26 protein-coding genes and 2 tRNA genes are annotated in these 26,587 nt (G+C 40.3%); 9 read left to right on the top strand and 19 right to left on the bottom strand.

Going from position 1 to position 26,587, the window contains the following annotated elements; genetic code table 11:
• The first annotated feature begins 148 nt into the window (after nt 1-148).
• The 3 genes from CKV81_RS13240 to CKV81_RS13230 are packed head-to-tail and all read left to right on the top strand — an operon-like array spanning nt 149 to nt 1,622.
• Complete coding sequence (locus CKV81_RS13240; protein ID WP_095074086.1) at nt 149-565, top strand: acyl-CoA thioesterase; 417 nt, start codon at nt 149-151, stop codon at nt 563-565.
• A gap of 38 nt (nt 566-603) precedes the next feature.
• The gene (pepE, locus tag CKV81_RS13235; protein ID WP_095074084.1) at nt 604-1,299 is read left to right on the top strand and encodes a dipeptidase PepE; all 696 of its coding nucleotides are present in this window, start codon (nt 604-606) and stop codon (nt 1,297-1,299) included.
• A 53-nt stretch (nt 1,300-1,352) separates the two neighbouring features.
• Nucleotides 1,353-1,622: a hypothetical protein gene (locus tag CKV81_RS13230; RefSeq protein ID WP_258454397.1), complete on the top strand. Its 270-nt coding sequence runs from the start codon at nt 1,353-1,355 to the stop codon at nt 1,620-1,622.
• 67 nt (nt 1,623-1,689) lie between these two features.
• On the opposite strand, the gene lgt is transcribed toward CKV81_RS13230, so the two are convergent.
• Together lgt and yidD are read right to left on the bottom strand one after the other, a co-directional pair.
• A complete protein-coding gene (gene lgt, locus CKV81_RS13225; RefSeq protein ID WP_095074556.1) occupies nt 1,690-2,538 on the bottom strand; it encodes a prolipoprotein diacylglyceryl transferase in 849 nt (282 codons plus the stop codon).
• A gap of 429 nt (nt 2,539-2,967) precedes the next feature.
• Nucleotides 2,968-3,213 carry a membrane protein insertion efficiency factor YidD gene (gene yidD / locus CKV81_RS13220; RefSeq protein ID WP_095074082.1) on the bottom strand — a complete coding sequence of 82 codons (246 nt, stop codon included), beginning with the start codon at nt 3,211-3,213 and terminating at the stop codon, nt 2,968-2,970.
• A 118-nt stretch (nt 3,214-3,331) separates the two neighbouring features.
• Between yidD and CKV81_RS13215 the strand changes: the two genes are divergently transcribed.
• Nucleotides 3,332-3,736, top strand: coding sequence for a hypothetical protein (locus tag CKV81_RS13215; RefSeq protein WP_095074080.1), 405 nt, complete (start codon nt 3,332-3,334; stop codon nt 3,734-3,736).
• Nucleotides 3,733-5,010, top strand: coding sequence for a replication-associated recombination protein A (locus tag CKV81_RS13210; RefSeq protein ID WP_095074078.1), 1,278 nt, complete (start codon nt 3,733-3,735; stop codon nt 5,008-5,010). Before CKV81_RS13215 ends, CKV81_RS13210 begins: the two co-directional genes overlap by 4 nt.
• A 48-nt stretch (nt 5,011-5,058) precedes the next feature.
• On the opposite strand, the gene pheA is transcribed toward CKV81_RS13210, so the two are convergent.
• Together pheA and CKV81_RS13200 are read right to left on the bottom strand one after the other, a co-directional pair.
• A complete protein-coding gene (pheA, locus tag CKV81_RS13205) occupies nt 5,059-5,898 on the bottom strand; it encodes a prephenate dehydratase (protein WP_095074076.1) in 840 nt (279 codons plus the stop codon).
• Nucleotides 5,895-6,431: a hypothetical protein gene (locus tag CKV81_RS13200; RefSeq protein WP_095074074.1), complete on the bottom strand. Its 537-nt coding sequence runs from the start codon at nt 6,429-6,431 to the stop codon at nt 5,895-5,897. Before CKV81_RS13200 ends, pheA begins: the two co-directional genes overlap by 4 nt.
• A gap of 444 nt (nt 6,432-6,875) precedes the next feature.
• On the opposite strand from CKV81_RS13200, the gene fsa reads away from it, so the two are divergent.
• Nucleotides 6,876-7,529: a fructose-6-phosphate aldolase gene (fsa, locus tag CKV81_RS13195; RefSeq protein WP_095074072.1), complete on the top strand. Its 654-nt coding sequence runs from the start codon at nt 6,876-6,878 to the stop codon at nt 7,527-7,529.
• 65 nt (nt 7,530-7,594) lie between these two features.
• On the opposite strand, the gene CKV81_RS13190 is transcribed toward fsa, so the two are convergent.
• From CKV81_RS13190 to CKV81_RS13150, 9 genes are all read right to left on the bottom strand, one after another.
• Nucleotides 7,595-8,449, bottom strand: coding sequence for a GLPGLI family protein (locus CKV81_RS13190; protein WP_095074070.1), 855 nt, complete (start codon nt 8,447-8,449; stop codon nt 7,595-7,597).
• A gap of 1 nt (nt 8,450) precedes the next feature.
• Complete coding sequence (locus CKV81_RS13185) at nt 8,451-9,299, bottom strand: GLPGLI family protein (RefSeq protein WP_157727444.1); 849 nt, start codon at nt 9,297-9,299, stop codon at nt 8,451-8,453.
• 68 nt (nt 9,300-9,367) lie between these two features.
• Nucleotides 9,368-10,722, bottom strand: a protein-coding gene (locus CKV81_RS13180; RefSeq protein WP_095074066.1) for an IS3 family transposase whose coding sequence is annotated in 2 segments (ribosomal slippage) — nt 9,368-10,248 and nt 10,248-10,722 — 1,356 coding nt in all. Because the reading frame shifts where the segments join, the coding sequence is not laid out codon by codon here.
• 64 nt (nt 10,723-10,786) lie between these two features.
• Entirely contained in the window at nt 10,787-11,647 is an 861-nt protein-coding gene (locus CKV81_RS13175) for a GLPGLI family protein (RefSeq protein WP_095074064.1), read from the bottom strand.
• 46 nt (nt 11,648-11,693) lie between these two features.
• Nucleotides 11,694-13,655 carry a M56 family metallopeptidase gene (locus tag CKV81_RS13170; protein ID WP_095074062.1) on the bottom strand — a complete coding sequence of 654 codons (1,962 nt, stop codon included), beginning with the start codon at nt 13,653-13,655 and terminating at the stop codon, nt 11,694-11,696.
• The gene (locus tag CKV81_RS13165; RefSeq protein ID WP_095074060.1) at nt 13,655-14,020 is read right to left on the bottom strand and encodes a BlaI/MecI/CopY family transcriptional regulator; all 366 of its coding nucleotides are present in this window, start codon (nt 14,018-14,020) and stop codon (nt 13,655-13,657) included. The genes CKV81_RS13170 and CKV81_RS13165 overlap by 1 nt, the downstream gene beginning before the upstream one ends.
• Nucleotides 14,021-14,170: 150 nt before the next feature.
• Nucleotides 14,171-14,863 carry a class I SAM-dependent methyltransferase gene (locus tag CKV81_RS13160; RefSeq protein ID WP_095074058.1) on the bottom strand — a complete coding sequence of 231 codons (693 nt, stop codon included), beginning with the start codon at nt 14,861-14,863 and terminating at the stop codon, nt 14,171-14,173.
• A 49-nt stretch (nt 14,864-14,912) separates the two neighbouring features.
• A tRNA-Met gene (locus CKV81_RS13155) sits at nt 14,913-14,985 on the bottom strand.
• Nucleotides 14,986-15,040: 55 nt separating this feature from the next.
• Nucleotides 15,041-15,113: transfer RNA gene (locus CKV81_RS13150), tRNA-Met, on the bottom strand.
• Between the two features lie 90 nt (nt 15,114-15,203).
• Here CKV81_RS13150 and CKV81_RS13145 point away from each other — a divergent pair.
• From CKV81_RS13145 to prmC, 3 genes are read left to right on the top strand one after another with little or no spacing between them, the layout of a single operon-like run.
• Complete coding sequence (locus CKV81_RS13145; protein ID WP_095074056.1) at nt 15,204-15,815, top strand: L-threonylcarbamoyladenylate synthase; 612 nt, start codon at nt 15,204-15,206, stop codon at nt 15,813-15,815.
• Nucleotides 15,816-15,841: 26 nt separating this feature from the next.
• Nucleotides 15,842-16,600, top strand: a complete 759-nt coding sequence (gene yaaA, locus CKV81_RS13140; RefSeq protein WP_095074054.1) for a peroxide stress protein YaaA — start codon at nt 15,842-15,844, stop codon at nt 16,598-16,600.
• 20 nt (nt 16,601-16,620) lie between these two features.
• Complete coding sequence (gene prmC / locus CKV81_RS13135; RefSeq protein WP_095074052.1) at nt 16,621-17,502, top strand: peptide chain release factor N(5)-glutamine methyltransferase; 882 nt, start codon at nt 16,621-16,623, stop codon at nt 17,500-17,502.
• Between the two features lie 8 nt (nt 17,503-17,510).
• On the opposite strand, the gene CKV81_RS13130 is transcribed toward prmC, so the two are convergent.
• From CKV81_RS13130 to purD, 6 genes are all read right to left on the bottom strand, one after another.
• Nucleotides 17,511-18,164, bottom strand: coding sequence for a rhomboid family intramembrane serine protease (locus tag CKV81_RS13130; RefSeq protein WP_095074050.1), 654 nt, complete (start codon nt 18,162-18,164; stop codon nt 17,511-17,513).
• 164 nt (nt 18,165-18,328) lie between these two features.
• Nucleotides 18,329-20,935 carry a DNA gyrase/topoisomerase IV subunit A gene (locus CKV81_RS13125; RefSeq protein ID WP_095074048.1) on the bottom strand — a complete coding sequence of 869 codons (2,607 nt, stop codon included), beginning with the start codon at nt 20,933-20,935 and terminating at the stop codon, nt 18,329-18,331.
• Complete coding sequence (locus CKV81_RS13120; protein ID WP_095074046.1) at nt 20,936-21,427, bottom strand: hypothetical protein; 492 nt, start codon at nt 21,425-21,427, stop codon at nt 20,936-20,938.
• 3 nt (nt 21,428-21,430) lie between these two features.
• Complete coding sequence (locus CKV81_RS13115) at nt 21,431-23,329, bottom strand: DNA topoisomerase IV subunit B (protein ID WP_095074044.1); 1,899 nt, start codon at nt 23,327-23,329, stop codon at nt 21,431-21,433.
• Nucleotides 23,330-23,517: 188 nt separating this feature from the next.
• Nucleotides 23,518-25,047 (bottom strand): glutamine-hydrolyzing GMP synthase, encoded by a 1,530-nt coding sequence (gene guaA / locus CKV81_RS13110; RefSeq protein ID WP_095074041.1) that lies wholly within the window; start codon nt 25,045-25,047, stop codon nt 23,518-23,520.
• Nucleotides 25,048-25,314: 267 nt separating this feature from the next.
• Nucleotides 25,315-26,553 (bottom strand): phosphoribosylamine--glycine ligase, encoded by a 1,239-nt coding sequence (gene purD / locus CKV81_RS13105; protein ID WP_095074038.1) that lies wholly within the window; start codon nt 26,551-26,553, stop codon nt 25,315-25,317.
• Nucleotides 26,554-26,587: the final 34 nt, after the last annotated feature.

Raw genomic sequence — 26,587 nt, 5'->3', positions numbered from 1 at the left:
AAATTCCTGCGTAAAATGAGATTGAAATATATATTTGATTACCTACAAAAGTAGAAAGCAAATATGACAAAAATTATTCTCAAAAAAAAATTCGGCCGACCTTGATTATTTAAAAAGTTATTTGTATGTTGTCACTCAAAACTTTATAATGATACACACAACACATTCATTACGTGTGCGTTATGGGGAAACCGACCCTATGAAATATGTTTACTACGGCAACTATGCCCAGTACCTGGAAGTGGCCCGTGTGGAGCTCTTTAGGAGCATCGGAATTTCATACAATGAGATTGAAAACAAGGGCATTTGGCTGCCAGTTTCCGAGTATAATATCAAGTATCTGAAACCGGGAAGATATGACGAATTACTGGAAATCCATACTTTCATAAAAAAGAAACCCGGTGTGAGAATCGTATTCGAATATGAAATTTATAACCATTCTAAGGAAAAGATTACCGAAGCTACAGTAACTCTTTTCTTTCTTGATTCTCAACACAATAAAATCATTAAATGTCCGGATTTCCTCATGGAACTGATCGACGCTCACTGGAAGCCGGAAAACTGAAAAATACAATGCTAAATCTAATAAACGAACAATAAATTATGAACGTACTTCTTGCTTCCACCTCTACCCTTTTTGGCGGGAATTATCTGGACTATTTAACGGAAGAAATTAAAGATCTGTATAAAGGTATTGACGAAATACTTTTCATTCCCTTTGCGCGTCCATCAGGAATTTCACACGATGACTATACCGCAAAAGCTGCAGAATTTTTCGCTAAGTTCAATATCAAAGTCCGCGGGTTGCATGAATTTGAATTGATGCCGGAAGCGATAAATGAAGCTAAGGGGTATTTCACAGGCGGCGGAAATACTTTTCTATTGGTAAAGACCCTTCACGAAGAAAACCTGATGCACTTTCTGAAAGATAATGTTGAAAGCGGAAAACCTTACCTGGGCACGAGTGCCGGCAGCAATATCGGCGGCCTGAATATGAAAACAACCAACGACATGCCGATCGTTTACCCGCCAAGTTTTGACTGCATGGGCTTGGTTCCGTTCAACCTGAACCCGCATTATCTGGATCCGGATATAAACCTGAAGCACAACGGTGAAACACGGGAAACCCGAATTAAAGAATTTTTAACTCAAAATGAAACTAAAGTTGTCGGATTAAGAGAGGGCAACTGGATTCGGAGGGTCGGAGAAAAAATAACGGTGGAGGGTGAAAATTCCACCAGAATTTTTGAAAAAGACAAAGAACCCTACGAAATCGAACCCGGCACTGTTTTGGTTTAATCAATTTCAATCTAAAAAAAATAATGATGATGCATTTAAAATTTGTCCCGGCTATGGCCGGTTTAGCACTCATGACTTCTTGTTCGGTCTCCAACGTCAAATCTACAGCTACGGTAATAAAAGACTGTACCGGAACTTATTTGAGAATTAACAGGGAAGATTACCAGGTTTGCAACGCTGATATCCTGAAAAACCATCAGCAAGGAAGCACAGTTTCGGCAACCTACAGAAAAGTGCAGAAATGCCCTGAACTCGACGGCAGAATCGTCTGCGCAATGTATCACGAGAAAGCCGGTAACATCCGCATCTACACCATTAATTGACATTTAAAATCTTAAAATAAAAAAGCCGTCTCATTTTCTGAAACGGCTTTATTTATTCTTACTCAACTTAATCCGGTTTTTCGTTTTCAGCTTCAGTTATTTTGAATTTTTTCGAATATAACATAACCACGGCTCCAATGATAATAAACGGTATCGATAAGACCTGACCGGTATTTAATCCTGCAAAACTGATGAACTCGTCACCTTGTGGTTCTTTCAGGAATTCTACAAAAAACCTGATGCTCCAGAGAATTACAAAAAACAATCCGAAAAGCCATCCCTGCTGGTACTTTTTGTTGGTATAGCGGTACAAAACCCAAAGCAGGATAAACAGGAGCACATAACCAACCGCTTCGAACAGCTGGCTCGGATACCGAGGTACAGTAACGCCATATTCATTGCTCATCTGGGGAAAAAGTATTGCAAACGGCGACGAAGGATTTACGGTTTTACCAATAATTTCTGAGTTGAAAAAGTTGCCCAACCTTACGAAAGCACCACCCAAAGCAACCACGATCCCAATCCTGTCGTACACCCAAAATGGATTTTTCCTGATGATTTTGTAGGCATAATATAAGGTGGTAAAAATCAGTGCAATGGTAGCACCATGACTGGCAAGTCCCGAAAATCCGGTAAATTTAAATTCCGGTTTCGTCTGAATGGGAAGGAAAACTGACCAGAAATCCTGCTTAAAAAGTTCGGGCTGGTAAAAAATCACGTGGCCTAACCTCGCACCGAGAATGGTGCCCACTAAAGTCCAGGTAAATAACGGCTCCAGATATTTCTGGTTCACATTATCAATCCTGAAAATATAGCTCATGATTACATAGCCCAGACCAAACGCGAGAATGAACATCAAACTGTAAAAATGCAGTGTGATCGGGCCCAGTTTAATACCTTTCGAAGGATCCCAGATCTTGAATTCAGTATTTAAACTTACATTTTTGTTTGGTGTAATAACATTTTCCGCACCAGTTGGCCTGTAAAGATATTTATAATCTTTCTGCGGGTTCAAACTTTCTGTAACAGGTTGAAAATCTTTATTCAGAACCTGAAAACCTCTTGCTTTATAATTCTCAAAAACATTGGTTTGCGCGTATTCGTTCACCAGTTCATTCAGAATTACCAATACATTTGATGATTGCGGTTTGGCACTGAAATCCACAAACTCCTGCGGTGAGGTGGTCGCGAAAATTTTGACAGGAACATTTTTGCCGTCGATATTCAAATCACCGTCGGACATGCCATCCGGATAATTCTGTGCAAAAAATGCCTGCGAGAAAAACGCAAAGATTAAAAGAAAAATTCTGTAAAAAATACTATTCATAAAAATTATTTTACGGGTTTAAACTTCCTTCGGCGGAACCGGATCATAACCTTCGCCGCCCCACGGATGGCACCTTCCGATCCTTTTGATTCCCAGCCAAAAACCTTTCACCGGGCCATGAAGTTTCAGCGCTTCCACCATATAATGCGAACAGGTTGGCTGGTAGCGGCAGTTTGACGGTAAAAGTGGCGAGATAAACCATTGATAAATCCGGATCGGAACCAATAGTGGGAAGATTAATATTTTATTGAAAGTTGACCTCAAAGCATTGCAAAAATAACTTATTAATTTGAAATTAGGAATTTGCAAACTGAGATTTGCTAACTTTGAATTTTAATCAAAAAAAAATAAAAAATCCAGTTTAGAAAACCATTCAGAAACTATGAGATACCGCTACAACAACACTACGCTTATCTTAAATCTCGCTTTAGCTGTTCTGTGGTCCTACTATGGAATTTCAAGATTCGTGGATACCGAAGGAAAAGCCTGGACTGATTATTTGTTCCTCATTATTGGAATTCTATATATTGGCATTTTTTTGGTCCAGTATTTCGGAAAATATTTTGAAATAACGGATGAAAAAATCACTTTAACAGGACCGTTTTCGAAAACAGTTTACATTAAAGATTTGGTCGAAATGAAATATTATGCAGGAGATTTTACTTTTAAAACCAGAGAAAAGACCCTTAAAATTTCAAAAGATCAGATGAACAAGAGCGATGTGCCACAATTTGAAAAACAGTTTGAAAAAATCAAAGACACTTTACAATTTAATTTAAAATCTTGAACCAAAATATACCATTAGCAGAGCAACTTCGTCCACAAACCCTCGATGAAGTTTTAGGCCAGGAACACCTTACCGGAAAAACCGGAACAATCCGGAAAATGCTGGAAAATGACTCCCTGAATTCTTTAATTTTCTGGGGGCCGCCAGGAACCGGAAAAACGACTTTGGCTGAAATCATCTCTGAAAACTCGGGAAGGAAATTCTTTAAACTTTCTGCGGTTTCTTCTGGGGTAAAAGATGTTCGCGACGTCATCGAAGAGGCCAAAAAGCAGAATTTATTCTCCGGAAAATCGCCGATTTTATTTATTGATGAGATTCACCGCTTCAATAAATCGCAGCAGGATTCGCTTCTGCACGCTGTGGAAAAAGGCTGGATCGTCCTTATCGGTGCCACAACCGAAAACCCAAGTTTCGAAGTGGTGTCAGCGCTTCTGTCCCGTTCGCAGGTTTATGTTTTAAAGCCTTTGAGTTATGCGAAACTCGAAGAGCTTGCCGAGATTGCCTTGGCAAAATTCAATGACAATGAAAAAACAGATTTCAGTTTAAAAGACAAAGCGGCCTTCATCCAGTATTCCGGAGGCGATGCGCGAAAGCTGATCAACTCGGTGGAACTGGTTCTGAATCAGTTTAAAAACTCAAAAAAGAAAGAAATTTCCAACGAAGATGTGATGTCGGTTTTGCAGGAAAATATGGCGCTGTATGATAAGAACGGCGAGCAGCATTACGACATTATTTCTGCATTCATAAAATCCATGCGCGGTTCGGATCCCAATGCTGCAGTTTACTGGCTGGCGAGAATGCTGGCCGGCGGCGAAGACATTAAATTCATTGCCAGAAGAATGCTCATCCTTGCAGCGGAAGACATCGGTTTGGCGAATCCTAATGCGCTTGTAGTGGCTAACAACTGTTTCCAGGCGATCAACGTCATCGGAAACCCCGAGGCAAGAATTATTTTGAGTGAAACCGCGGTTTATCTTGCTGTTTCCCCGAAATCAAACTCCACATACACCGCAATCAATGAAGCCATGGCTTTTGTGAAACGCACAGGAAACCTGCCTGTTCCGCTTCACTTGCGAAACGCGCCAACCAAACTGATGAAGGATATGGATTACGGCAAGGATTATCAGTATGCACATTCTCACGAAGGCAATTTTGTCGACCTGGAATTCCTGCCGGAAGAAATCCGGGGACAGAAATTTTACAATCCGGGAAATAATTCAACCGAAAAGAAAATCCGGGAAGAGATGGAGAAAAAATGGAAGGGAAAATATTGAGTGAATGAATGAATATTTTTAAAATCAGAGGAAATTCTGATCAACAGATTACCCGTTTAAAAGATATTCATCGTAATGGCCCAGAAAATCGACCTCTGCGCCGATGCTTTTCAGTTCCTCGAGGGCATTTACAGAATGAATCGGGTCCCATTCACTGGCAACATTGATGAAAAAAAAATAATTCCCCAGATTTTTCTTTAATGTGCGGCTTTCAATTTTTGAAAGATTCATTTTGCGCCAGGCAAAAACCGATAAAACCTGATGCAAACCGCCGGCATGGTCTTCCGGAAGGGTGATGAGCAGCGAAGTTTTTTCAGATTTTTTTTCAAAATCCAGTTTCAACTGGTTGTTTGCTAAGCTGATGGCGATAAATTTCGTGTGGTTTTGCTCAAAATCCTGAATATTCTTATTCAAAATTTTCAAGCCATAAAGTTTTGCCGCGTAATGATTGGCGATCGCTGCGGTTTTCTCTTCGGGATGTTCAGAAATATATTTTGCCGACGCTGAAGTGGAATGATAATCCTGTCTTGGAATGCCTCTATAATTCTCCTCCAAGAAATGAAAACACTGAGCAAGGGCTTGTGGATGGGACAAAATTTTTGCAAAATCATTATGTTGAGGATGAACCATCAGCTGGTGCGAAATCGGCATGACAATCTCGGTTTCAATAAAAATACCTTTAAAATCGTAGAGATAATCCAAAGTCATGGAAACAGTTCCTTCTATCGAATTTTCCAGCGGAACGACGGCTTTTTCGCATTCTCCATTTTTCACGGCCAGGAAACAGTCGCGGATACTATATTTGGGAATTAACTCATCCGTTGGAAAAACCTGCCCGGCAGCTAATGAAGTGAATGATGCTTCAGGCCCAAGAAATGCTATCCTCATTTAATCTGCTTGATGTATTCGGGGCGTTTGTTTTCTTTTTGCTGAATTGTAGCTGGCGGAATTCTGCTGCCTTTTTTTGTTGCTTTATCAGCGGTGATGATGTTCAAAACTTTTGAAGAATCGTTATTGGTCACTACAATTTCACCAATCGCACCCTGATAAATTTCGGCTTTATTATTTTTTACCAGAAAACCGTCGATATAAACCGGTGTGTTATAATCCAAGTGATACATCGCATTCAGTGCGTGTAAAGGGACTCTTATAAACTGCTCCTGATATTTTTTCATCCTGATTTCTATAATTCCAAAACCTAAATGGTTTACAAAATCGTCAAGATTGGACGGATTACTTCCTGACTTATAAACGCTTACAGCTTCAATATTTGCAGGATCAATTTTCTGAGCGAAATCGTAGCTGGCGATGACACCGTCTAACAGATAAAGAGCTTTGTTTTTGGGGTCATCCTTCAGTTCATTTTGAGCAAAAGCGAAGAATGAAAAAGCCAGTAATGTGAGAGTGAAATATTTTTTCATAAAGCGAATTTAAATGAATTTATTAGATTTTTAACCATAAATGTGCGATGCCGGTATGAAAATTATTCTGATTTAATAACCTGTGTACATTCTGAAAATCCGTTGTTATTAAACGCCTGGACCTGGAAATAAGAGTTATGAGCACGATGGCCAGGATATCAGTGATTGCCTGCAGAATACCACAAGGATTAAAGGGGGCAGTTTCGACGCTCGCTGCGCTCGCGCCTGCTGAAGCTGGAAAGAACTTCCAGTCCCGATTGAACGGCCTGTCTGAGCTCTTTTTTGGTGGCTGAGGCTCCCGAAGCTGCCAAAAAAAGCGAGTAGTGAAAGCGGGCTGACAAGACCTAAAAATCCCTGGTCGTTCTGCTCCTAATTATTAATATCTTACCCCAAAAATGATTGGTTTTGATTATCTTTGCGAAACCTAAAAAAATAAGAAGAAAGATGAAATTTTTTATCGACACGGCAAACCTTGACCAGATCAGAGAGGCGCAGAATCTGGGCATCCTGGACGGCGTAACCACGAACCCATCGCTGATGGCGAAAGAGGGAATCAGCGGTACCGAAGCTATAAACAACCATTACAAAACGATTTGTGAGATTGTGGACGGTGATATTTCTGCAGAAGTTTTGAGTACGACTTATGATGAAATGATCAGGGAAGGCGAAGAACTGGCTGCCATACATCCCAATATCGTGGTGAAAATTCCCATGATTAAAGACGGCGTGAGAGCTTTGAAATATTTTTCTGACAAAGGCATCAAAACCAACTGTACGCTGATTTTCTCTGCCGGACAGGCGCTTTTGGCAGCGAAAGCAGGTGCGACGTATGTGTCACCGTTTTTGGGAAGGCTGGATGATATTTCGGTTGACGGACTGAACCTGATTGATGAAATACGCACAATTTATGATAATTACGGTTTTAACACGCAGATTTTAGCGGCTTCAATAAGACATTCGATGCACATTATCGACTGTGCGAAAATTGGTGCAGATGTGATCACTTCACCATTGGCTCCGATTTTGTCTCTGCTGAACCACCCGCTGACCGATAAAGGTCTGGCGCAGTTTGTAGAGGATTCTAAGAAGCTGTCTTAAGACATCAGTAATGGGAAATGAATAATGAGGAATAGCTTCGGCCCGCTTTGCGGGCCGAAGTTTTTTTATTGAAGCAAGTCTTTTTCGAGGATTTTTTGGGATTTATTCTTTAAAATCATCTGCATCTTTTCATTAAATTCTTCTTTACTTACCGTTTTTTGGACTTGTTTTCCGTTTTTGTCTTTTCTGGTTTCAGTAAGTGATTTATTTGAGGCAGCATTTGCAGGAAACAAGAACTTTTGTGGATCCTGAAGGTTTTCATTAAAGAGCTTTTTATACGTTGGATAGTCCACAGCTAATATTTTTCCTTCTTTTGGCCGATGTTCACTACGTGAGTAGTCGGGGGCGGATTTTAAATCTTTAACTGCAAAAAGCTGATAGTCGAAATTTTCAGATTCATCTGTTATCTTTACGATCAGCCCGGGAAGCCCGTGGAATTTATAAGGTCCATCCTGAATCATAATCTTTGGTGCAAACCAGGCTGTCCATTTCCTGCCATACATTTCGGTTTCTGCTTTTTGTACTTCGTAGCCTGCAATTACCGAAGTTTCTGGAGAAATCTGCCAATTGATCTGACGATTATCGGTGACTTTATAATTGTAAAGCCCAAGCTTTGTAAACAGATCGGTCTGAAAGTCCGGATATGTCTTGGTGATGTAATTTTTTGTAAAAACAATATTATCTAACTCCTTGTTACTAATGAAAAAATAACCCTGTTCCTTAAACTGCCTTTCGGCTTCAAGGTTTTTTAAAGAATCAATTTTGTGATTTTCAAAACTGTGAAATCTTGAACCTGAAATACCTACATCAAGAGCAAAGACTTCGGATTTTCCATAAGATTTGGAATCGTACAAAAACCGCTGATTCTGAGGTGAGTACAAAACGTAAATAAAAAGGAAAATTATAATTTTTTTCATCATATTATTCTTTCAGTAAATCGAGCTCCAGCGCATTATTGAATTTTTTTTGGTTTTCTTTAGCGGTTTTTTCGCGCTCACGAATCATTTGTTCGCCTGAAACTTCTACGCCGTTTTTCATCACTTTAAAGGTTGGATTTTCACTGATCATCAAACGCAGCGATTTTGCGGGATCTTTGCGGTTTTCCCAAAAGAGTTTTTTGTACTGAGCCTGAGTGATTTCCACGGGTTTTTCGGTGCGCTTATGTGTAGTATCGGTTGGGGCGACATCCTTGCGCACACCTTTTAATTCGAAAATATGCGATTCTGTTTTATCCTGAATTTTCACGATCAGGCCCGGCAATCCGTGGAATTTGTACGGCCCGTCGTGCACGGGAACGTCGGTGGTAAACCAGGCCGTCCATTTTCGGCCATACATTTCGGTTTCTGCTTTTTGAGTCTTGAAAGTTCCTATAGTTTCTGTTGCGGGTAGGATTTTCCAGTTCATTTTGCGGTCGTCTGAAATTTTATAATCATCTCCGGCGATATAATTATAAATGAAAGTCTTGAAATCCGGGTAAGATTTTTCAACCAAGTACCTTATGTTTCCTTTGTAAGTGTTGTTTACCAAAATGTTATTGGCTTGTACTGCAACCTGTTTTTTCAGTTCAGCGTACATTACCGAATCCGCTCTGTATTTTTCGTAACTGTAGAATTTTGAGGCTGATTTATTGAGGTCCAACACAAGCAGTTCAGATTTTACATCCTGACGGTTTGTGGAATCCTGAACGAATTTGTATTCGTAGATGAAGCGCTGGTTTTGTGCAAAAAGGTTTGCAGTAAAAAGTAAAATAATCAGGTGAAAGATTTTCATAGGTTTAAATTTCATTAAATATAAAAAAAATCCCAAACAGTAGACTGCACCCAAAAGTTTAGACAAAATTAAACAATATTCTCAAAGGAAAGAGTTCGGTACTGTACCGGACTCTTTCCTTTGAGATTGAGTCTTATTCTATCATTGTTGTAATAGTGAATGTACTTCACTATTTCCATCTTAAGTTCCTGAATGGAACCAAACTTTCTGGTATAAAACATTTCTGATTTTATTGTTCCAAAAAAGTTTTCTATCACCGCATTGTCCAAACAGTTTCCTTTTCTGGACATACTTTGAATAATACCTTTTTCTTTTAACAAGTTTTGGTAATGTTTCATTTGATACTGCCAACCTTGATCAGAATGTAGAATGATGTTTTGTGTAGATTTTACTTTTCTGAATGATTTCTTTAGCATCCTGATGATTTGGCTAAACACAGGTCTTTCAGATAGGTCAAAACTGACAATTTCACCATTAAATAAATCGATGATTGGAGATAGGTAAAGTTTATTACCCGATACATTAAACTCTGTAACATCAGTTGCCCATTTCTGATTAGGAGTGTCCGATTTGAAATTCCTCTGTAGAACATTGGGCGCAATTTTCCCTTGCTCTCCCTTGTAAGATTTATATTTCTTCACTCGAATAATACTCTTTAAACCTAATATTTTCATAAGTCGTAAAACAGTTTTGTGATTAATCAAAATTCCTTTTTCTTTCAAAAGCAAAGTAATTCTTCTATAGCCCAACCTTCCTTTGTGACGATGATAAATCTGCTTAATCATTTCTTTTATTTCCGCATATTTATCTTTCATTTGAAAGCGTTTTTGATAGTAATAAAAACTGCTTCTTGCCATCGATGTACAATGCAGCAGTACTGCTAAATCAAAGTCCTGCCTTAACTCTTCGATGGCTTTGGATTTTTCCTTTCCTGAATTAAGGCGTCTAACTTTTTTAAAATGGCGTTCTCGGCTTCTAAATAATAAATCCTCTCCAACAGTTCTTCCTCCCTTGTTAAGGGTTTGCCTGTTTTCTTTTTTTTTCGCTTGTAATTACTCATGGTTTTAGGTCTTCCCCTGGGTCTGTTTTCTAAACCTAAAATACCATTTTTTTTGTAATTACGCTGCCAACTAAGAATACTGGACTCCGCAGGAATATTAAACCTTCTCGACGCCTCTTTTAAACTTAAATTCTCTTTCTCAATTACTGATAAAATCTTTAATTTAAAATCTTTTGTGTAATGCCTATTGGAAAGCCGAACAAGTCCTGAAACTCCATAAAGTTCATAAAATTTTATCCATTTACGAACCAATGAACCACAAACTCCAATGCGTTTTCCTAATTCGTCTGTTCCAATGTCACCTTTGTGATATCTCTTTATAGCTTTTAATTTAAAGTCTACTGAATATTTACTTTTCCCCATAAAAAATGCCCCTAAAAAGTGTCTAACTTTTTGGGGGCAGTCCACAGTTTGGGATTTTATTTTTTTATTTTAGCAGTGACAAATCTATCTGGTTGTTATCTTTTTTGTTGCGTTCGACAGCGTTTCTTTCCATGTCGCGAACCATTTTAGCCATATCAAGTGGATTTCCGTTGGCATCGCGGACATCACGGATTTGCCCGGACGACATCATCTGCCGCATTGATTTGCCGGGGTCATTCCGGTTTTCCTTATACAGTTTGGCAAAAGTTTTATAATCGACCTCCATCTCCTTGTTGCTGAAAGTGAGTGAACCTTTAGTAAAATCTACAGGATTGTCATTCTTTTTCACGGCTTTCAGTTCCATCACGTGGGTTTGGTTATCGTTATAAACTTTAACGATCAAACCCGGCAATCCTTGAAATTTGTAAGGGCCGTCCTGAAGAGGAATTTCGGGTGCGAACCAGGCCGTCCATTTCCTGCCCTGATAAAAAGTTGTGGCTTTCTGGGCATCAAATTCACCAATTTTTTGCTTTTCATTTTCTATTTTCCAGTTCATTGGGGTCTGATCAAAAACTTTGTAAGTATCAGGACCGACTCTGGTATGAAGGTAGGTTTTAAAATCCGGATAAGTCTTTGAAACCGAGTAGCGCACAAAACCTTTTTGCACTGTCGTTGTAACCACTTTCATGGCTCCGGTTGTCCGGATTTGCTTTTCGAAATCCGCATAACGGATGGAATCCTGCTTATAAGTATCGTAGCTGTAATAGCGCGAGGACTGCGGCGTAACATCCAGAAACATCATTTCAGTTTTGGCGCTTTCCGCGTTGGTAGAATCACTCTGAAATTTATATTCGTAGATAAATCTTTGGTTCTGAGCAAAAATTACTGCTGAGATTAAAAGGAAAATTGGGATGAGATTTTTCATTGTGAAATTTTAAATTAAATATAGAAATTCCTGAAAAAAGGCAAACTTATTTAGTTGTGATTTTGATGACGTTAAACCTTTTACCGTCGGTATTCTTCTTGTCAATGTTTACTCCTTTTATTTGGTCGGACATCAAACTGTTCAGTTCTTTAGCAGTAGATAATTTCCCGTTTATATAGATTCTATCGTAAACACCTTCTTTAAAAGTCAAACTGTGCGGTTCATTGTTAAACTTTACAGGAGAATCTTTGGTATAAATCCAAATTTCGCCATTTGCAGTTTCTTTTTTCACATTGATGCTTTCAATATTTTGAGGAGAAATATCATTCCAGTCCCCATTATATTCCACTCCATTAAGGAACACTTTTGGTTTTTTTTGCGATTCTTTTGGTGCGAGGACAATATAATTTTTATCTCCTTTCAAAAAAGTCATGCGTTCTGCATTATCACTCCTCTTTGCTACTGCAGCTTTAGCGCTTTCTTCTGCGGCTTTTTTTGATTCTAAAGATGCTTTTACAGCTTCTTTACGCGCTTTTTCGGATTCTTTAATGGCGTTTGATCTTTCTTTTGCTGCATTTTCTGCTTCCTTAGCAGCGGCTTTTGCATCTTTTACAGCCTGAGCTGCGTCTCTTTTTACTTGCTCCGCTATTGCAATGTTTTCTTTTGCATCTTTTTCAGATCCAAGTTGAAGTATAGTGCCAGCTCCTTCCATCGCTGTTTCCGATTTTTTTACTTCATTTTTCAAACTTGGATTATTTGACCAATCCGGATTATATTTTTCAATAAGTTTACGGTATTCACCTCTTTCGCTTTCAGCCGCAGAAAAAAGCTGCGCCCTGTAAACGCCCAAATCTCCCCTTTCCCCAAATAGCTTATCACCTGTATTGCCTGGAGAATAAGTCAGGTAAGAAGTTACCATATCTCGATTAAATTTATTTTTTTCAACAAAATCCAGAAATTCTGATTTTGAAACTTCCTTTGCTCCGATTATAAAAAGCGCCTGCTCAGATGCATTTTTTGCGGCGTTATAATCTGATCTTTCGCTATCGTTTATTTCAACCAACTTAGCCGTTATGCTTTTCTTTATGGTATCATTTCTAGTTTCAGACAGTCGAGCTTCAATCTCTTTATTCGTTTTCTCAATCTCTTTATTCTTCGCGTTCACCGCATACACAAATGCAAGGGTAAAAACGAGCGGCAATGCTAAGATCCTGTGCGCATAACCAAATTTAGTTTTGGGTTTCTGTAACATTTTTAATCTTTTTTTGAGGTTTGAATTTAAAAATGGATTGGTTGCGGGAATCACCGTTCCGGAAAAGTGACTCGCCAAAAGCATCTGCGCAAATGCCTTTGTATCCATATGTTTCACGGCTTTTTTATCAGCCAGGTATTCGTGTATCAGGTTGATTTCTTTTTTGATGAACCAAAACACCGGATTGAACCAGAAAATCCCGGTCGCCAGTTCCATAAAAATCTTGTCGTGCGTGTGTTTTTGCTCTATGTGCACCATTTCATGCTTCAGAATCTGGCGTCCCAAATCTGAATTGATGAGGATTGAATTCTTCCAGAATAAATTTTTAAAGAAGGAAAATGGTGCATTTTCAAGATTGGTTTGGTAGAAAGAAATTCCTTCTGCTTCTTCTTTTGGGAACTGCTTTTTGAATTTGTTGATTTTTAAAATTCCAAGCATGAAACGCCCTAAAATAAAGAGAGAAACCAATCCAAAAGCGACAATAATAAGTCTATAATAAAGGAAATCATCATTATTAGTTTTTATAGGATTTGTAGAATTAAATTTTGCAAAAAGCCTGTAAATATCGCTGCTCATTTCCATCGTAAAATAAGAAACCTTCAGCAGCGGCAGCAAAATACTGACTAAAACCGCCGACAAGAGATAAAAACGGTTGTAGTGGTGAAACGTGCGGTTCCGCAACGCAAGATGATAGTAGCCAAACATCAGCGCCGAACACAGGATCATCTTTCCCAAATATAAAATCAGAGCTTCCATCAGTCTTTGTTTTTGAGTTCGTTCAGAAGCATTTCCAGGTCTTCCAAGCTCATTTCATTTTTCTCTACCAGGAAAGAAACGGCGTTGGTATAGGAACCGGAAAAATAATTCTTTACCAGACTTTTAATGGATTTTCCGCTGTACTGTTCTTTGGAAACGAGAGGAAAATACTGGTGTTGCCGCCCGTGGACCTCGTAATCCACAAAGTTTTTTTCTTTCAAAACTTTCAGAATCGTGGAAACGGTATTGGTGTGCGGTTTCGGTTCCGAAAACTGGTCCAGAATGTCCTTAAGAAAACCTCTTCCGACGTTCCACAGATGCTGCATCACCTGTTCTTCTGCTTTTGTAAGTTGTGGAATTTTCATTTGCTGCACACTTTATTTTCAAAATAAGTCCAATACTATATCACTAAAGTATTAGTTATACAAATGTAGAATTATTTTTTAAACTAACAACTATTTTATTAGTTATTAATGAAAATAAAATATAAATATTTGATTTAAAGAAAGATAAAACTAGGAATTCTTTTTTAGAACTGCCAGATACTGGTTATTTTCATCCTCAAAGACAATTTCGGAATACCAGTTTTCTTCAGTTGCGATTTTTCTCATGGTATTCTGATCCAAATAAAGCCATTGGAACCAGTCCGTAAGTTCCTGCGCATATTCATAGCGGCATTTCACTTCACCGTAATAATGATTTTCAGGCATTTCAACATCTTCATACATATAAGAAATGTCGCAGGAATCGAAAATGATTCGTCCACCCGGCGTGAGCAAACTCTCAGATTTTTTAAGAAAATTTTTAAAGCCTGAAACTGTAGAAGAAATTCCGATGCCATTCATCAGCAACAATAACGTATCGAATTTTTCATTTTTAAAATTGAAAATGTCTTCACAAACCACCTGGTTTAGACCTCTGTCATTAATGACTTCACAGGCATTGGGAGAAATTTCCAAAGCCGTAATGTCAAATCCCCTGTTTTGAAGTTCCAAAGCGTGAGAACCGGCTGCAGCACCGATATCCAGTATTTTTCCCTCACAAAGTTCGAGCGCTTTTTGCTCAAGTTCCGGCATTTTGTTGTAATTCCTGAAATAGTAGGACACCGGCATTTCCACTTTAGGCCCGAACATATCGTGAACAAAAAGTTTATGCCGTTTTTTTCTATAATGATAATCGTGGATGGCTTTGCCGGGAAGATCGGTCATAACACTGAAATTAAAAAACGCTTCAGTAAAACCTGAAGCGTTTGCTTAGTAGCGGGGACACGACTCGAACGTGCGACCTCCGGGTTATGAGCCCGACGAGCTACCTACTGCTCTACCCCGCGGTATATTTTTATAAATTTCCAGAATCCGCGCATTTTGGAAATTTGTATCGCTTAGTAGCGGGGACACGACTCGAACGTGCGACCTCCGGGTTATGAGCCCGACGAGCTACCTACTGCTCTACCCCGCGATATTGGACTGCAAAGATACAAAAATTTTGCCAAGAGTCAAGCACAAACACGAAAATTCTTTATTGATCAGTTTTTCATAACTTTGTTGAATGGCAAAAATTCTGAAAATTTATCCTGAAAATCCGCAGGAAAATCTTATTAATGAGGTGGTTAAAACCCTCGAAAACGGAGGGCTTATCATCTACCCTTCCGATACGGTTTATGCTTTGGGCTGCGATATCAACAACATCAAGGCGATGGAAAAACTTGCCCAGATCAAAAAAATAAGGTTGGACAAGGCACAGTTTTCTATTATGTGTAATGACCTGAGCCACCTTTCTGCATTTACAAAGCCGATTAATACGGCAGTTTTCAGACTGTTAAAAAATCATGTCCCAGGGCCGTTTACATTTATTCTGGAGGCCAACAAAAACCTGCCACTTGCCTATAAAGGGAACAAAACCATCGGAATCCGTGTGCCCGACCATCCGATTCCCCAACTGATTGTTGAAAAATTAGGGCATCCAATTGCCTCTACTTCAATAAAAGATGATGATGAAGTGATTGAATACACCACGGATCCGGAACTCATTGTCGAAAAATATGACCATTTGGTTGATATCGTTATCGATTCCGGTTACGGCGACAATCTGGCTTCAACAATCGTTGATGTTACTTCCGGTGAGCCTGAAATCATTCGCGAAGGAAAAGGTGTGCTGTAGGTATAAATTAAAGAATTGAGGAATTTATGAAGATCGTTACATCTCCCGCAAAATTGATGAACATTGAAAATTCTACAGAATTTCTGAAACCTACAACTCCGAAATTCATAAATGAAGCGGAACTGATACAGTCTTATCTCAAAGAAAAATCCCCGAAATATTTATCGGAATTAATGGAAATCTCGGCAAAACTGGCAGATGAAAACTGGGAACGGAACCAGAACTGGAAATCAAATCCCAAACCCAACGAAAGTGCTCCGGCACTTTTTGCGTTTACCGGAGAAGTTTACAGAGGTTTGGATGCTAAATCACTGAATAAGGAAGCGGTGGATTACCTTCAGAAAAACTACCGGATGCTTTCGGGGCTTTACGGCTTGCTGAGACCGTCTGATAAAGTGATGCTTTACCGCCTGGAAATGGGACGGAATTTTGAGTTTGAGCACTACAAAAACCTGTACGAATTCTGGAAAGAAAAAATCACCTCCCAACTCAACAGCGAACTGAAAGCCAATGATCTGGTTTTGAATTTAGCCAGTGCAGAATATTTTAAAGTCATCGACAAAAAGAAACTGAAAGCTCCCGTAATCGATTTTGATTTCTATGAAATGAAAAGCGGAAAACCCAAAACCATCGTGGTTTACACCAAACACGCGAGAGGTTTGATGGTAAGGTACTGCGCAGAAAACAATGCAAAAACCTTAAGCGATGTAAAGGCTTTTAACCTGGAAGGTTACCGGATTGACGAAGACTTATCTAGCGATAAAAAATTGGTTTTTACACGCTAAGCAGTTTTGGCTTTCAGAAAATGACAGTTTCAGAATTTAAAAACTATTTCAGGGAACAGCTTTCAGAACTTTATACGCCTTCCGAAAGCGAGGAACTGTTTTATATTTTTGCGAAAGATATTTTAAACAAAGATAAATTTGAAATCCGGCGCTTAGAAAATCTAGAACCCGAAATCAGCCAGCAATCGGCTTTTTATAACCATTTGCTCCAGTTGAAACTTGGCAAACCGTACCAGCAAATTTTAGGTGAATCCGAATTTTTTGGGCTGAAATTTTTCGTGAATGAGCATGTTTTGATTCCAAGACCAGAAACTGAAGAAATGCTGGAACTGGCGATTGGCAAGATCTCAAATCTCAAATCTCAAACCTTAAATCTTAAAATTCTGGATATTGGGACCGGAAGCGGAATTATCCCCATTGTTCTGAAAAAACATTTTCCCAACGCAGAAATTTCAGCGATTGATTATTCTGAAAAAGCCCTGGAAGTTGCACGAAAAAATGCGGAGTTCCATCAAACGGATATCAACTTCATTCACCAAAATTATTTGGAAAACAAATTGATGGCAACTTATGACGTCATCATCTCGAATCCACCTTATATCGGGATTGATGAAGTGCATGAAATCTCTGACTCGGTAAAGGATTTCGAACCACATTCAGCCCTCTTCTCACCTACTTCGGACGCACTTATTTTCTACCGAAAAATTGCGGAAGACGCCCAAAAACATCTCTCTGAAAACGGAATGATTTTCCTGGAAATTAATCAGAAACTGGGTAAAGAAACTTTGCAGTTATTCAAAGATTTTCCCGAAAGTAAACTGGTAAAAGATTTGTCGGGTAACGACCGGTTTGTTTTTGCCGCTAACCAATCCTTCAAGGATTTGAAATCCCTGAAGGATTAGCATCACCATCACCCAATACGTTTCTTCACAAACACCATATAACTCATATAAATAAGCGGAAGCGCCATAATTCCGAGGTATAAAGCATTTTTTATTGCCATTTCCGGTAAAGTTGCGACAGCGTAAACCAACCCAAAAAATGCACCGCCCAAATGTGCTGCATGACCGATATTATCGTGCTGGCGCGGATTCAGCATCATATAAACCGAATAACCGAAATACAAAAGCCCAAAAATATAGCCCGGAATCGGAATCGGGATGAAGAAAAAATAAATCCCGATCTGTGGATACACCGCGATTGCGGCAAAGAGAATTCCCGAAACACCTCCACTGGCACCAATTGCCGAATACCAGCCCTGCTTCTGATAGATAAATAATGAGAACAGATTCCCCAGCAAAATGGAACCCAGATATATGGTCAGAAACCCAATCTCTCCAAAAGCTTCAATTACAATCGGCCCAAAGAAATAGAGCGTGAGCATATTGAACAGCAAATGCATAAGGTCGGCGTGAAGGAAACCTGCAGAAAGCAGACGGATGTAATCTCCGCGCTGAATCGCTCCTACATTGAACTTGTACCTCTCGAAAATCGAAGTATTGTTGAACGCAATAAAGCTGATGAGTGCAGTAACTGCGATGACGATTAATAAAACGGTGCTCATAATTTAAATTTTAAAATTTTTTAATCACATAAGACATAAAAGTACCTGTGGTTATAATGAAAACATTACTTTAAAAAGGTACGCAAAGCGAAATCAAAGATTTACCGATTTCCTTGAAATCTTAAATTTTTTCAAAAAAATCTTTTGTGTCTTTTGTGTTTTTTCTACTCTTCATCAAAAAGGCTGCCGATGGTTCCTTCCTCCGGAAAGTCTTCGTCCTTCACATCGTGGTCGATAAACGAAATATGGCCTTCCGTAGATTCCACCTCATCGAAGCCGGGATTAATATCCTCTTCCGGTTCCGGAATAGTTAAGTTGATGGCTTTCACCTTACTTTTGGTGAGTTGGTTCCCGATGGCTTTAATGCCTTTCACGGCGATGAATTCATCGATATTGATGGTCTCGGGCTCTTTTTCCTTGCCTTTTTCTTTGGCGAAAATCAGTTCGGCCGTGGCATTGTTGGCGGTAATTACCAGTTCAATAAACGATTTCGGATGTTCGGACGGCATAAAGGTCTGCATGTTGTTCGTGGCTTCAAAAAGGAAACGTTTGATATAGTAAATTTCCTTTTCGCCGTCGAAATAAATACAGGTTACAGGCTGCTCCGGATTCCATTTTTCGAGAATCAGATAGTCATCATCGAAACGGTTCATCAGATCAAATGAAACGAGTTTTGCCTCGCCGTTTGCATTGATCGTCAGGATTTTATCATCCCCTTTAAAATTTCCGAGGAAAGTTCCGCGGGCATCAACATTTAAGCGGCGCACGGTTTCATCGAACCAAATTTTTCTCGGCGCCAGTGTGGAAACACCCTGCTCTTTCAGATCGACTTTTTTTACGGCATATTTTGTTACAAGATTCCCGCGTGAATTTCTGCCTTTAATCGCAAGTTCGGAAAAATCAATATCAATCTTCGGTTTGCGGATTCTGGCGTTTGGCTTTAATAAAACACTTACCAGTTCGGCCTCACCATTAGGATTTGCTGAAAAATACAGCGTTTCCGAGCCTTTTTTTTCTGAAGCCAGCGGATAATCGGTATTTCGGGTGACGGCCGTTACTGAAAAACGTTTCATATAATACGGACCGTCTCTGCCTTCTCGGTAAATCATATTGTAAACGGTGCGTGCATCGCCTTTTTTCCAGATTCCAACGTGCAGAATGTCTTTTCCGACAAAGGTTTTGGCTTCCACTTTCACCACTTTCATCGTGCCGTCTTTGCGGAAAACGATAATATCGTCGATATCCGAACAGTCGAAAAGATACTCGTCACGTTTCAGGGAAGTTCCGATGAAGCCTTCTTCGCGGTTTACGTAGAATTTTTCGTTGGCAACGGCAACTTTTGTCGCATCGATGGTATCGAAAACCCGGATTTCCGTTCTGCGTTCCTTGTCCTTGCCGTATTTTTTCTGAATATTGGTGTAATACTCAATGGCGTAAGTAATCAGGTGCTCCAAATTGTGTTTGCATTTCGCAATTTTATCTTCCATGGACGCGATCGTTTCCTTGAATTTATCAAGGTCGAAACGTGAAATTCTCTTGATGCGGATTTCCGTCAGTTTCACGATATCTTCTTCGGTTACGGTTCGCAGAAGGTGTTTTGTGTGCGGTTTCAGGCCTTCTTCAATGGTGGTTAAAACATCTTCCCACGTTTTCACTTCCTCGATGTCGTGATAGATTCTGTTTTCGATGAAAATTCTCTCGAGTGATGCAAAATGCCAGCTTTCCTGAAGTTCGTGCAATTCGATTTCCAGTTCCTTTTTAAGCAATGACACCGTGTGATCGGTATTCATCCTCAAAATTTCCGAAACGGAAAGGAACATTGGCTTATCCCCTACAATCACGCAGGCATTCGGTGAAATGGAAACCTGGCAATCCGTAAAAGCATACAGCGCATCAATCGTTTTGTCGGGCGAAACATCACTGTGAAGATGAATCAGAATCTCAACCTTATCGGAAGTATTGTCTTCAATTTTTTTGATTTTAATTTTCCCTCTTTCCGTGGCTTTTACGATGCTGTCGATAATTTCGCCGGTATTTTTAGAATACGGAAGTTCGGTTATCGCCAGCGTATTTTTATCTTTCTGAATAATCCGTGCTCTGGCGCGCACTTTTCCGCCGCGTTCGCCGTCGTTGTATTCGGCTACGTCGAGCATTCCGCCGGTAAGAAAATCCGGGAAAATCTGGAATTTTTTGCCTTTCAGATAGGAAACAGAGGCATTAATTAACTCGTTAAAATTATGCGGCAGAATTTTCGTGGAAAGCCCGACGCCAATTCCTTCAACGCCCTGGGCTAAAAGCAGAGGGAATTTTACCGGTAAATCGATGGGTTCGTTATTCCTTCCGTCGTAGGATTTTGCCCATTCGGTGGTTTTCGGATTGAAGACAACTTCAAGCGCAAAAGGTGTTAATCGCGCTTCGATATAACGGGCTGCTGCTGCGGAATCTCCGGTGTAAATGTTTCCCCAGTTTCCCTGGGTATCGATCAAAAGTTCCTTTTGCCCGATCTGCACCATTGCATCGGTAATGGACGCATCTCCGTGCGGATGGTATTTCATCGTATTTCCGACGATATTGGCCACCTTGTTGTAGCGGCCGTCTTCCAGTTCGCGCATCGAGTGCATGATCCTCCGCTGCACCGGCTTGAAACCGTCATAAACCGACGGAATGGCGCGGTCGAGAATTACATACGACGCATAATCCAGAAACCAGTCCCTGTACAGGCCGGATACTTTTTTTAAACTCTCTCCTTCGTGTAAATGTTCTTCTGTCATTTATATTTTTCTGCACAAATGCAAATTTTCTTTATTCTCTTTGATCACTTTATCCAGCGAATATTTCAAATCCCGCAATTCCTTGTCAGTGAGGTAAGAAATATCATATTTAAGGATAATTGAATGATTTTTCTTGCTTGAAACCGTAATATAAAGCCGCTTTAAAATACCCGCATTCACTACCTCATATTTCTGCAGTTTATACTTTGGAAATTCATCACTAACAGGCCTATTTAAAAATGTTATTATATTTCGGTTTTTAAAGTTGAGTGCTTCACCATCGCTGTCATATTCAAAAATCTGTCTTCCGCGGAGGTAGTAACTAACTAATAATAAGGTAGGGACAATTAAAAAAATATAACTTTCCCAACCAAAAATATCGAACTTATATCTTTCGAGCAAAAAAGCTGCAATTCCACACACGAAAAGCATGAGGAAAAATGTATTTAAAAAGTTATAAAATCCTGCCTTATTACGGTTGCTCAGTCTCATTTCTTAAGCATCAGTATCTTCCAGTTTTTCTTTCTTATCAATTTCCGGGTCTTCCACCACAAGGTTTTGGAGAATGAATGACTGGCGGTCTGGGGTATTTTTGCCCATATAAAATTCCAAAAGTTGTTCAATGGTTTGGTCCTTGCCCAAAAGTACGGGCTCCAGTCGGATATCTTTACCTATGAAATGTTTGAATTCATCAGGGGAAATCTCACCAAGCCCTTTAAACCGGGTGATTTCAGGATTTTTTCCGAGTTCGTTCAGCGCTTTTATCCGTTCCGCATCGGTGTAGCAATATCTGGTTTCTTTCTTATTTCTCACCCTGAATAAAGGGGTCTGAAGAATGTAAAGATGTCCGTTTTTAATTAAATCCGGGAAGAACTGCAGGAAAAAAGTAATCATCAGCAGGCGGATGTGCATCCCGTCAACATCAGCATCTGTAGCGATAATTACCTGATTGTACCTTAAATCTTCCAGAGAATCTTCAATATTCAACGCGGCCTGCAGAAGGTTGAACTCTTCGTTTTCGTACACCACGCGTTTCGTTAATCCATACGAATTCAGAGGTTTTCCGCGCAGTGAAAAAACCGCCTGAGTTTCCACATCACGGGATTTGGTAATAGAACCGGATGCAGAATCGCCCTCGGTAATGAAAATCTGCGATTCGGCTTTTCTTGCGGCTTTCTGATCGTTGTAATGCTGTCGGCAGTCGCGCAGTTTTTTATTGTGAAGTGAAACTTTTTTTGCTCTTTCACGGGCTAATTTCTGGATGCCGGAAAGTTCTTTGCGCTCACGTTCTGAAATAAGAATTTTCTTCTGAATGGCTTCGGCAATTTCAGGGTTTTTGTGTAGATAATTATCGAGTTTGCTTTTCAGATAATTAATGGTGAAAGTCTTGATGGTTTCGAGTTCGTTACCGTCTTTGTCCTGCCCCATTGTTGTTGAACCCAATTTTGTTTTGGTCTGAGACTCAAAAACAGGATTCCCAACATTAATATAAACCGCACCGATAATTGCTTTCCTGATATCCGAGGCTTCAAAATTCTTTCCAAAAAATTCGCGGATGGTTTTTACGTAGGCTTCTTTGAAAGCGTTCAAATGCGTTCCGCCCTGCGAAGTATATTGTCCGTTAACAAAGGAAAAATAAGTCTCCGACTGTGACTTGTCTGAATGCGTCACCGCAATTTCCATATCTTCATCTTTGATATGAATGATCGGGTATACGATTTCTCCGTCGATTTCCTCTTCAAGAAGGTCCCTCAATCCGTTTTGGGATTCGAAGACCTCGCCGTTGTAATATATTTTTAAACCTAAATTCAGGTAAGTGTAATTCCGAAGCATACGCTCTACATACTCACTACGGAATCTGTAGTTTACAAAAATGGTTTCATCAGGAATAAAGGTGATTTCGGTACCGTTTCTCTCGGTAGTTTCGGCTTCATCGTGCAGAGTTTCCAGTTTACCTTCACGAAATTCTGCCCGCCGCATTTTCCCGTCACGTACAGATTTTACCTGAAAATATTCTGACAAGAAGTTTACGGCTTTTGTACCCACACCGTTCAGACCGATTGATTTTTTGAAGGCGCCATCATCGTACTTACCGCCAGTATTCATTATGGAAACTACATCTACGATTTTACCCAGCGGAATACCACGGCCAAAATCGCGAACGACAACTTTACCGTCTTTGATTTTCACCTCAATTCTTTTCCCGAACTTCATACGGAATTCATCGATCGAGTTGTCGATGACCTCCTTCAGCAAAATATAAATTCCATCGTCCACCGCCGAGCCGTCGCCCAGTTTCCCGATATACATCCCGGGACGCAGCCTCACGTGCTCGCGTGGCTCGAGTGTTTTGATGTTGTCTTCGGTGTACTGTACCGTGTTGTTTTCTACCATAAACCCTTTTCTCCTCTATAAAATCAATAACTTACAAATATACTGAATTGACTTTTTTGAATAAAATATTGTGGAAAAGTTTTAATGACAGGAAGGTGGAAACAATATGGAGGATGGAGGTTGCAAGCAAAAAAAGCGAACATTACGTCCGCTTTGTTTTAGTCTTTAATTTTTCTGTATTCAAAATCCTATTCCCACTCGATCGTTGCAGGCGGCTTACTGGAAATATCGTAAGCGACGCGGTTGATGCCTCGCACTTCGTTAATCATGCGGTTTGAAACGTTTTCCAGGAATTCCCAGGGTAATTTACTGAACGTCGCCGTCATAAAATCGATCGTGTTTGCAGAACGTACTACTGCGGTATATTCGTAGGTTCTCTCATCGCCCATCACCCCGACAGATTTTACCGGAAGTAAAACTACAAACGCCTGGGAAACTTTGTCATAAAGTTTGTTGGCATACAGCTCTTGGATGAAAATATCGTCAGCTTCCTGAAGAATTTTTACTTTTTCGGCATCCACTTCACCTAAAACACGGATTCCAAGACCTGGGCCCGGGAACGGGTGACGGTATACCAAATGATGCGGAATTCCCAACTCCTCACCTACTTTTCTTACTTCATCTTTAAAAAGTTCGCGCAAAGGTTCCAGAAGCTGCAGCTTCATTTCTTCCGGCAGACCGCCCACGTTGTGATGCGATTTTATTACCGCAGAAGGCCCTTTCACCGATTGAGATTCTATAACATCAGGATAAATGGTTCCCTGCGCGAGAAATTTGGCACCTTCAAATTTATGGGATTCTTCATCGAAGACTGCTACAAACTCTTTACCGATAATTTTTCTTTTTTCTTCCGGGTCTGAAACGCCTTTCAGTTTTGATAAAAATCTTTCGGAAGCATCCACCATATCGATATTCATGTGGAAATGCTCGCCGTAGTTTTCCATAACTTTTTCACCTTCATCTTTGCGGAGAAGCCCGGTATCTACAAAAATACACTGGAGCTGGTCGCCAATGGCTTTATGAATAAGCACCGCGGCTACGGAAGAATCTACGCCGCCGGAAAGCCCGAGAATTACTTTCTCGTCACCTACTTTTTCGCGGATTTCAGCTATGGTGCGGTCGATATACCCGGTGAGTTTCCAGTTTTTTTCGGCTTTACAGATGTTCAGTACAAAATTTTCAAGCATTTTGGGACCTTCTTCGGTATGTGTCACTTCCGGATGGAACTGGATTGCGAAAATATTTTTCTTTTCATTGGCCATTGCCGCAATCACGCCGCTTCTGCCGGAAATTTCAAAACCTTCCGGAACCTCTTCCACCTCATCGAAGTGGCTCATCCATACGGTAGATTTACGGGGAACGCCTGTAAATAACGGATTGCTTCTCACAATTTCGAGTTCAGCTTTTCCGTACTCTCCTTTTACGCCTTTTGATACTTTACCGCCGAGAAGGTGGGCTGTAAGCTGCATACCATAACAGATACCAAGAAGGGGAATTCCGGAATCGAAAAGTTCTTTTTCAACCAAATGAGCATCTGGTGCGTTTACGGAGCTTGGACCACCGGAAAGAATGATCCCTGCAGGTTTTTTTGCTAAAATTTCGTCCAATGGCGTATTGAAAGGAACGATTTCGGAATAAACTTCCATCTCGCGGATTCTGCGGCCAATGAGCTGATTATACTGGGAACCGAAATCTAATATGATAATACCGTTGTTCATTTATTTTTTTGTGTGGTTTGAAGTTTGACTCCTATCTTCCTGCGGCAGACAGGTTTTCAGGCTTTCAGGCGGGGAGATTTTTTTGTAAATCTGTTTCATTTGTCCGACTCTTTTCTTTTGAAGCCGGATCGTAACCAGCCCCGATTGAACGGCCTGTTTGAGCTCTTTTTTGGTGGCTGAGGTTCACGAAGCCACCAAAAAAAGCGAGTAGTGAAAGCGGGAATCAGCTCCTAAATAAAAAGGACGCCGATTACGCCCTTTCCTTTTTTAGAACTGTGCGATATCTTCTCTGTAAAACGCATAATCGAAATGCAGCGGCAACGCGTCTCTGTAAACTTTCTGTCTGGCTTCCTCCAGCGTTGGCGCCGTAGCCACCACGTTGATCACACGCCCGCCGGTGGTGTAAATGCCGCCCGCTCTTTGGGTAGCTCCGGCAAAAATAACGTCGCTGCCGCTCACTTTATCCATCCCGGTAATCTGGAAACCGGTTTCGTATTTACCTGGATAGCCGCCAGAAGCCATAACGAGGCATACCGCGCTTTCGTTTTTAAATTTCAGTTCTATTTCTTTTCCATCGATACAATCGTTGATGGTATCGATCAGGTTGTTTTCAAGCAGTGGCAATATCACCTGAGTTTCCGGATCGCCGGAGCGCATATTGTACTCGAGGAGGTGACAGCCTTTATCGGTAACCAAAAGTCCGAAGAAGATGAAACCGGTGAACCTGAGACCTTTATCTCTCATTCCGTTTAATGTGGGCTGCAGGATGTTGGTTTTGAAATCTTCGAAATGCTCCGCAGTGAATTCCGGGCTTGGCGCTACGCTTCCCATTCCGCCCGTATTTGCGCCGCGGTTTCCGTTGCCGACTTTTTTATAATCTTTTGCCGGAAGGCACGGATAAAGATCATTACCGTTGGAAAAACAGATGATTGAAGCTTCGAAACCTCTCAAATAATCTTCAACCACGATTTGGATTCCGGCATCGCCATAAATCTTGTCGATCATAAAATCGTGGATGGTTTTCAAAGCTTCGTCCTTGTCATTTGCAAGCACAACACCTTTACCCTGCGCCAAACCTGAAGCTTTGATGATCAGAGGAAAGTTCTGGTTATCCAGATATTCCCGAGCTTCAATATAAGAGTTAAAGATGCGGCCGGAAGCAGTTTTGATGCCATAATCCTGCATAAATTTCTTAGAATAAGCCTTGCTGCCTTCCAGTTTTGCTGCATTTTTATCCGGACCAAAGATTTTGAGACCTGCTTTTTTAAATTCATCAACGATGCCCTCCACGAGGTAAGCTTCCGGGCCTACAATGGTAAGGTCGATGCTTTCTTTTTTGGCAAAATCAACCAGGTCTTTAATATCTGATAAAGAGATGTTTTTCCCGTATTTTTCGGTGGTCGCGTTACCTTTAGCAAAAAACATCTGAGTTACTCTGCTGTCTTCGGATAATTTTTTTGCAAAAGCGGCTTCGCGCCCGCCGTTACCTATGATTAATATTCTCATATGGAAGTTTATTTTTTTAAGTATTTACAAATTT

The organism is Chryseobacterium taklimakanense (genome assembly GCF_900187185.1).
In the GTDB taxonomy this organism is placed as follows: domain Bacteria; phylum Bacteroidota; class Bacteroidia; order Flavobacteriales; family Weeksellaceae; genus Planobacterium; species Planobacterium taklimakanense.
Note: the sequence above shows the minus strand (reverse complement) of the source record. Positions and strands in the feature narration are given on the sequence as shown.

Bases quoted from the DNA above. Each gene is read 5' to 3' on its own strand.
- pheA (WP_095074076.1), bottom strand. From the start codon at position 5,898: ATGAGGATAGCATTTCTTGGGCCTGAAGCATCATTCACTTCATTAGCT.
- CKV81_RS13240 (WP_095074086.1), top strand. From the start codon at position 149: ATGATACACACAACACATTCATTACGTGTGCGTTATGGGGAAACCGAC.
- pepE (WP_095074084.1), top strand. From the start codon at position 604: ATGAACGTACTTCTTGCTTCCACCTCTACCCTTTTTGGCGGGAATTAT.
- prmC (WP_095074052.1), top strand. From the start codon at position 16,621: ATGACAGTTTCAGAATTTAAAAACTATTTCAGGGAACAGCTTTCAGAA.
- yaaA (WP_095074054.1), top strand. From the start codon at position 15,842: ATGAAGATCGTTACATCTCCCGCAAAATTGATGAACATTGAAAATTCT.
- CKV81_RS13185 (WP_157727444.1), bottom strand. From the start codon at position 9,299: ATGAAAATCTTTCACCTGATTATTTTACTTTTTACTGCAAACCTTTTT.
- CKV81_RS13125 (WP_095074048.1), bottom strand. From the start codon at position 20,935: ATGACAGAAGAACATTTACACGAAGGAGAGAGTTTAAAAAAAGTATCC.
- CKV81_RS13145 (WP_095074056.1), top strand. From the start codon at position 15,204: ATGGCAAAAATTCTGAAAATTTATCCTGAAAATCCGCAGGAAAATCTT.
- CKV81_RS13170 (WP_095074062.1), bottom strand. From the start codon at position 13,655: ATGGAAGCTCTGATTTTATATTTGGGAAAGATGATCCTGTGTTCGGCG.
- CKV81_RS13175 (WP_095074064.1), bottom strand. From the start codon at position 11,647: ATGAAAAATCTCATCCCAATTTTCCTTTTAATCTCAGCAGTAATTTTT.
- CKV81_RS13115 (WP_095074044.1), bottom strand. From the start codon at position 23,329: ATGGTAGAAAACAACACGGTACAGTACACCGAAGACAACATCAAAACA.
- CKV81_RS13120 (WP_095074046.1), bottom strand. From the start codon at position 21,427: ATGAGACTGAGCAACCGTAATAAGGCAGGATTTTATAACTTTTTAAAT.
- CKV81_RS13160 (WP_095074058.1), bottom strand. From the start codon at position 14,863: ATGACCGATCTTCCCGGCAAAGCCATCCACGATTATCATTATAGAAAA.
- CKV81_RS13200 (WP_095074074.1), bottom strand. From the start codon at position 6,431: ATGAAAAAATATTTCACTCTCACATTACTGGCTTTTTCATTCTTCGCT.
- fsa (WP_095074072.1), top strand. From the start codon at position 6,876: ATGAAATTTTTTATCGACACGGCAAACCTTGACCAGATCAGAGAGGCG.
- guaA (WP_095074041.1), bottom strand. From the start codon at position 25,047: ATGAACAACGGTATTATCATATTAGATTTCGGTTCCCAGTATAATCAG.
- CKV81_RS13190 (WP_095074070.1), bottom strand. From the start codon at position 8,449: ATGATGAAAAAAATTATAATTTTCCTTTTTATTTACGTTTTGTACTCA.
- CKV81_RS13215 (WP_095074080.1), top strand. From the start codon at position 3,332: ATGAGATACCGCTACAACAACACTACGCTTATCTTAAATCTCGCTTTA.
- CKV81_RS13165 (WP_095074060.1), bottom strand. From the start codon at position 14,020: ATGAAAATTCCACAACTTACAAAAGCAGAAGAACAGGTGATGCAGCAT.
- CKV81_RS13230 (WP_258454397.1), top strand. From the start codon at position 1,353: ATGGCCGGTTTAGCACTCATGACTTCTTGTTCGGTCTCCAACGTCAAA.
- CKV81_RS13130 (WP_095074050.1), bottom strand. From the start codon at position 18,164: ATGAGCACCGTTTTATTAATCGTCATCGCAGTTACTGCACTCATCAGC.
- purD (WP_095074038.1), bottom strand. From the start codon at position 26,553: ATGAGAATATTAATCATAGGTAACGGCGGGCGCGAAGCCGCTTTTGCA.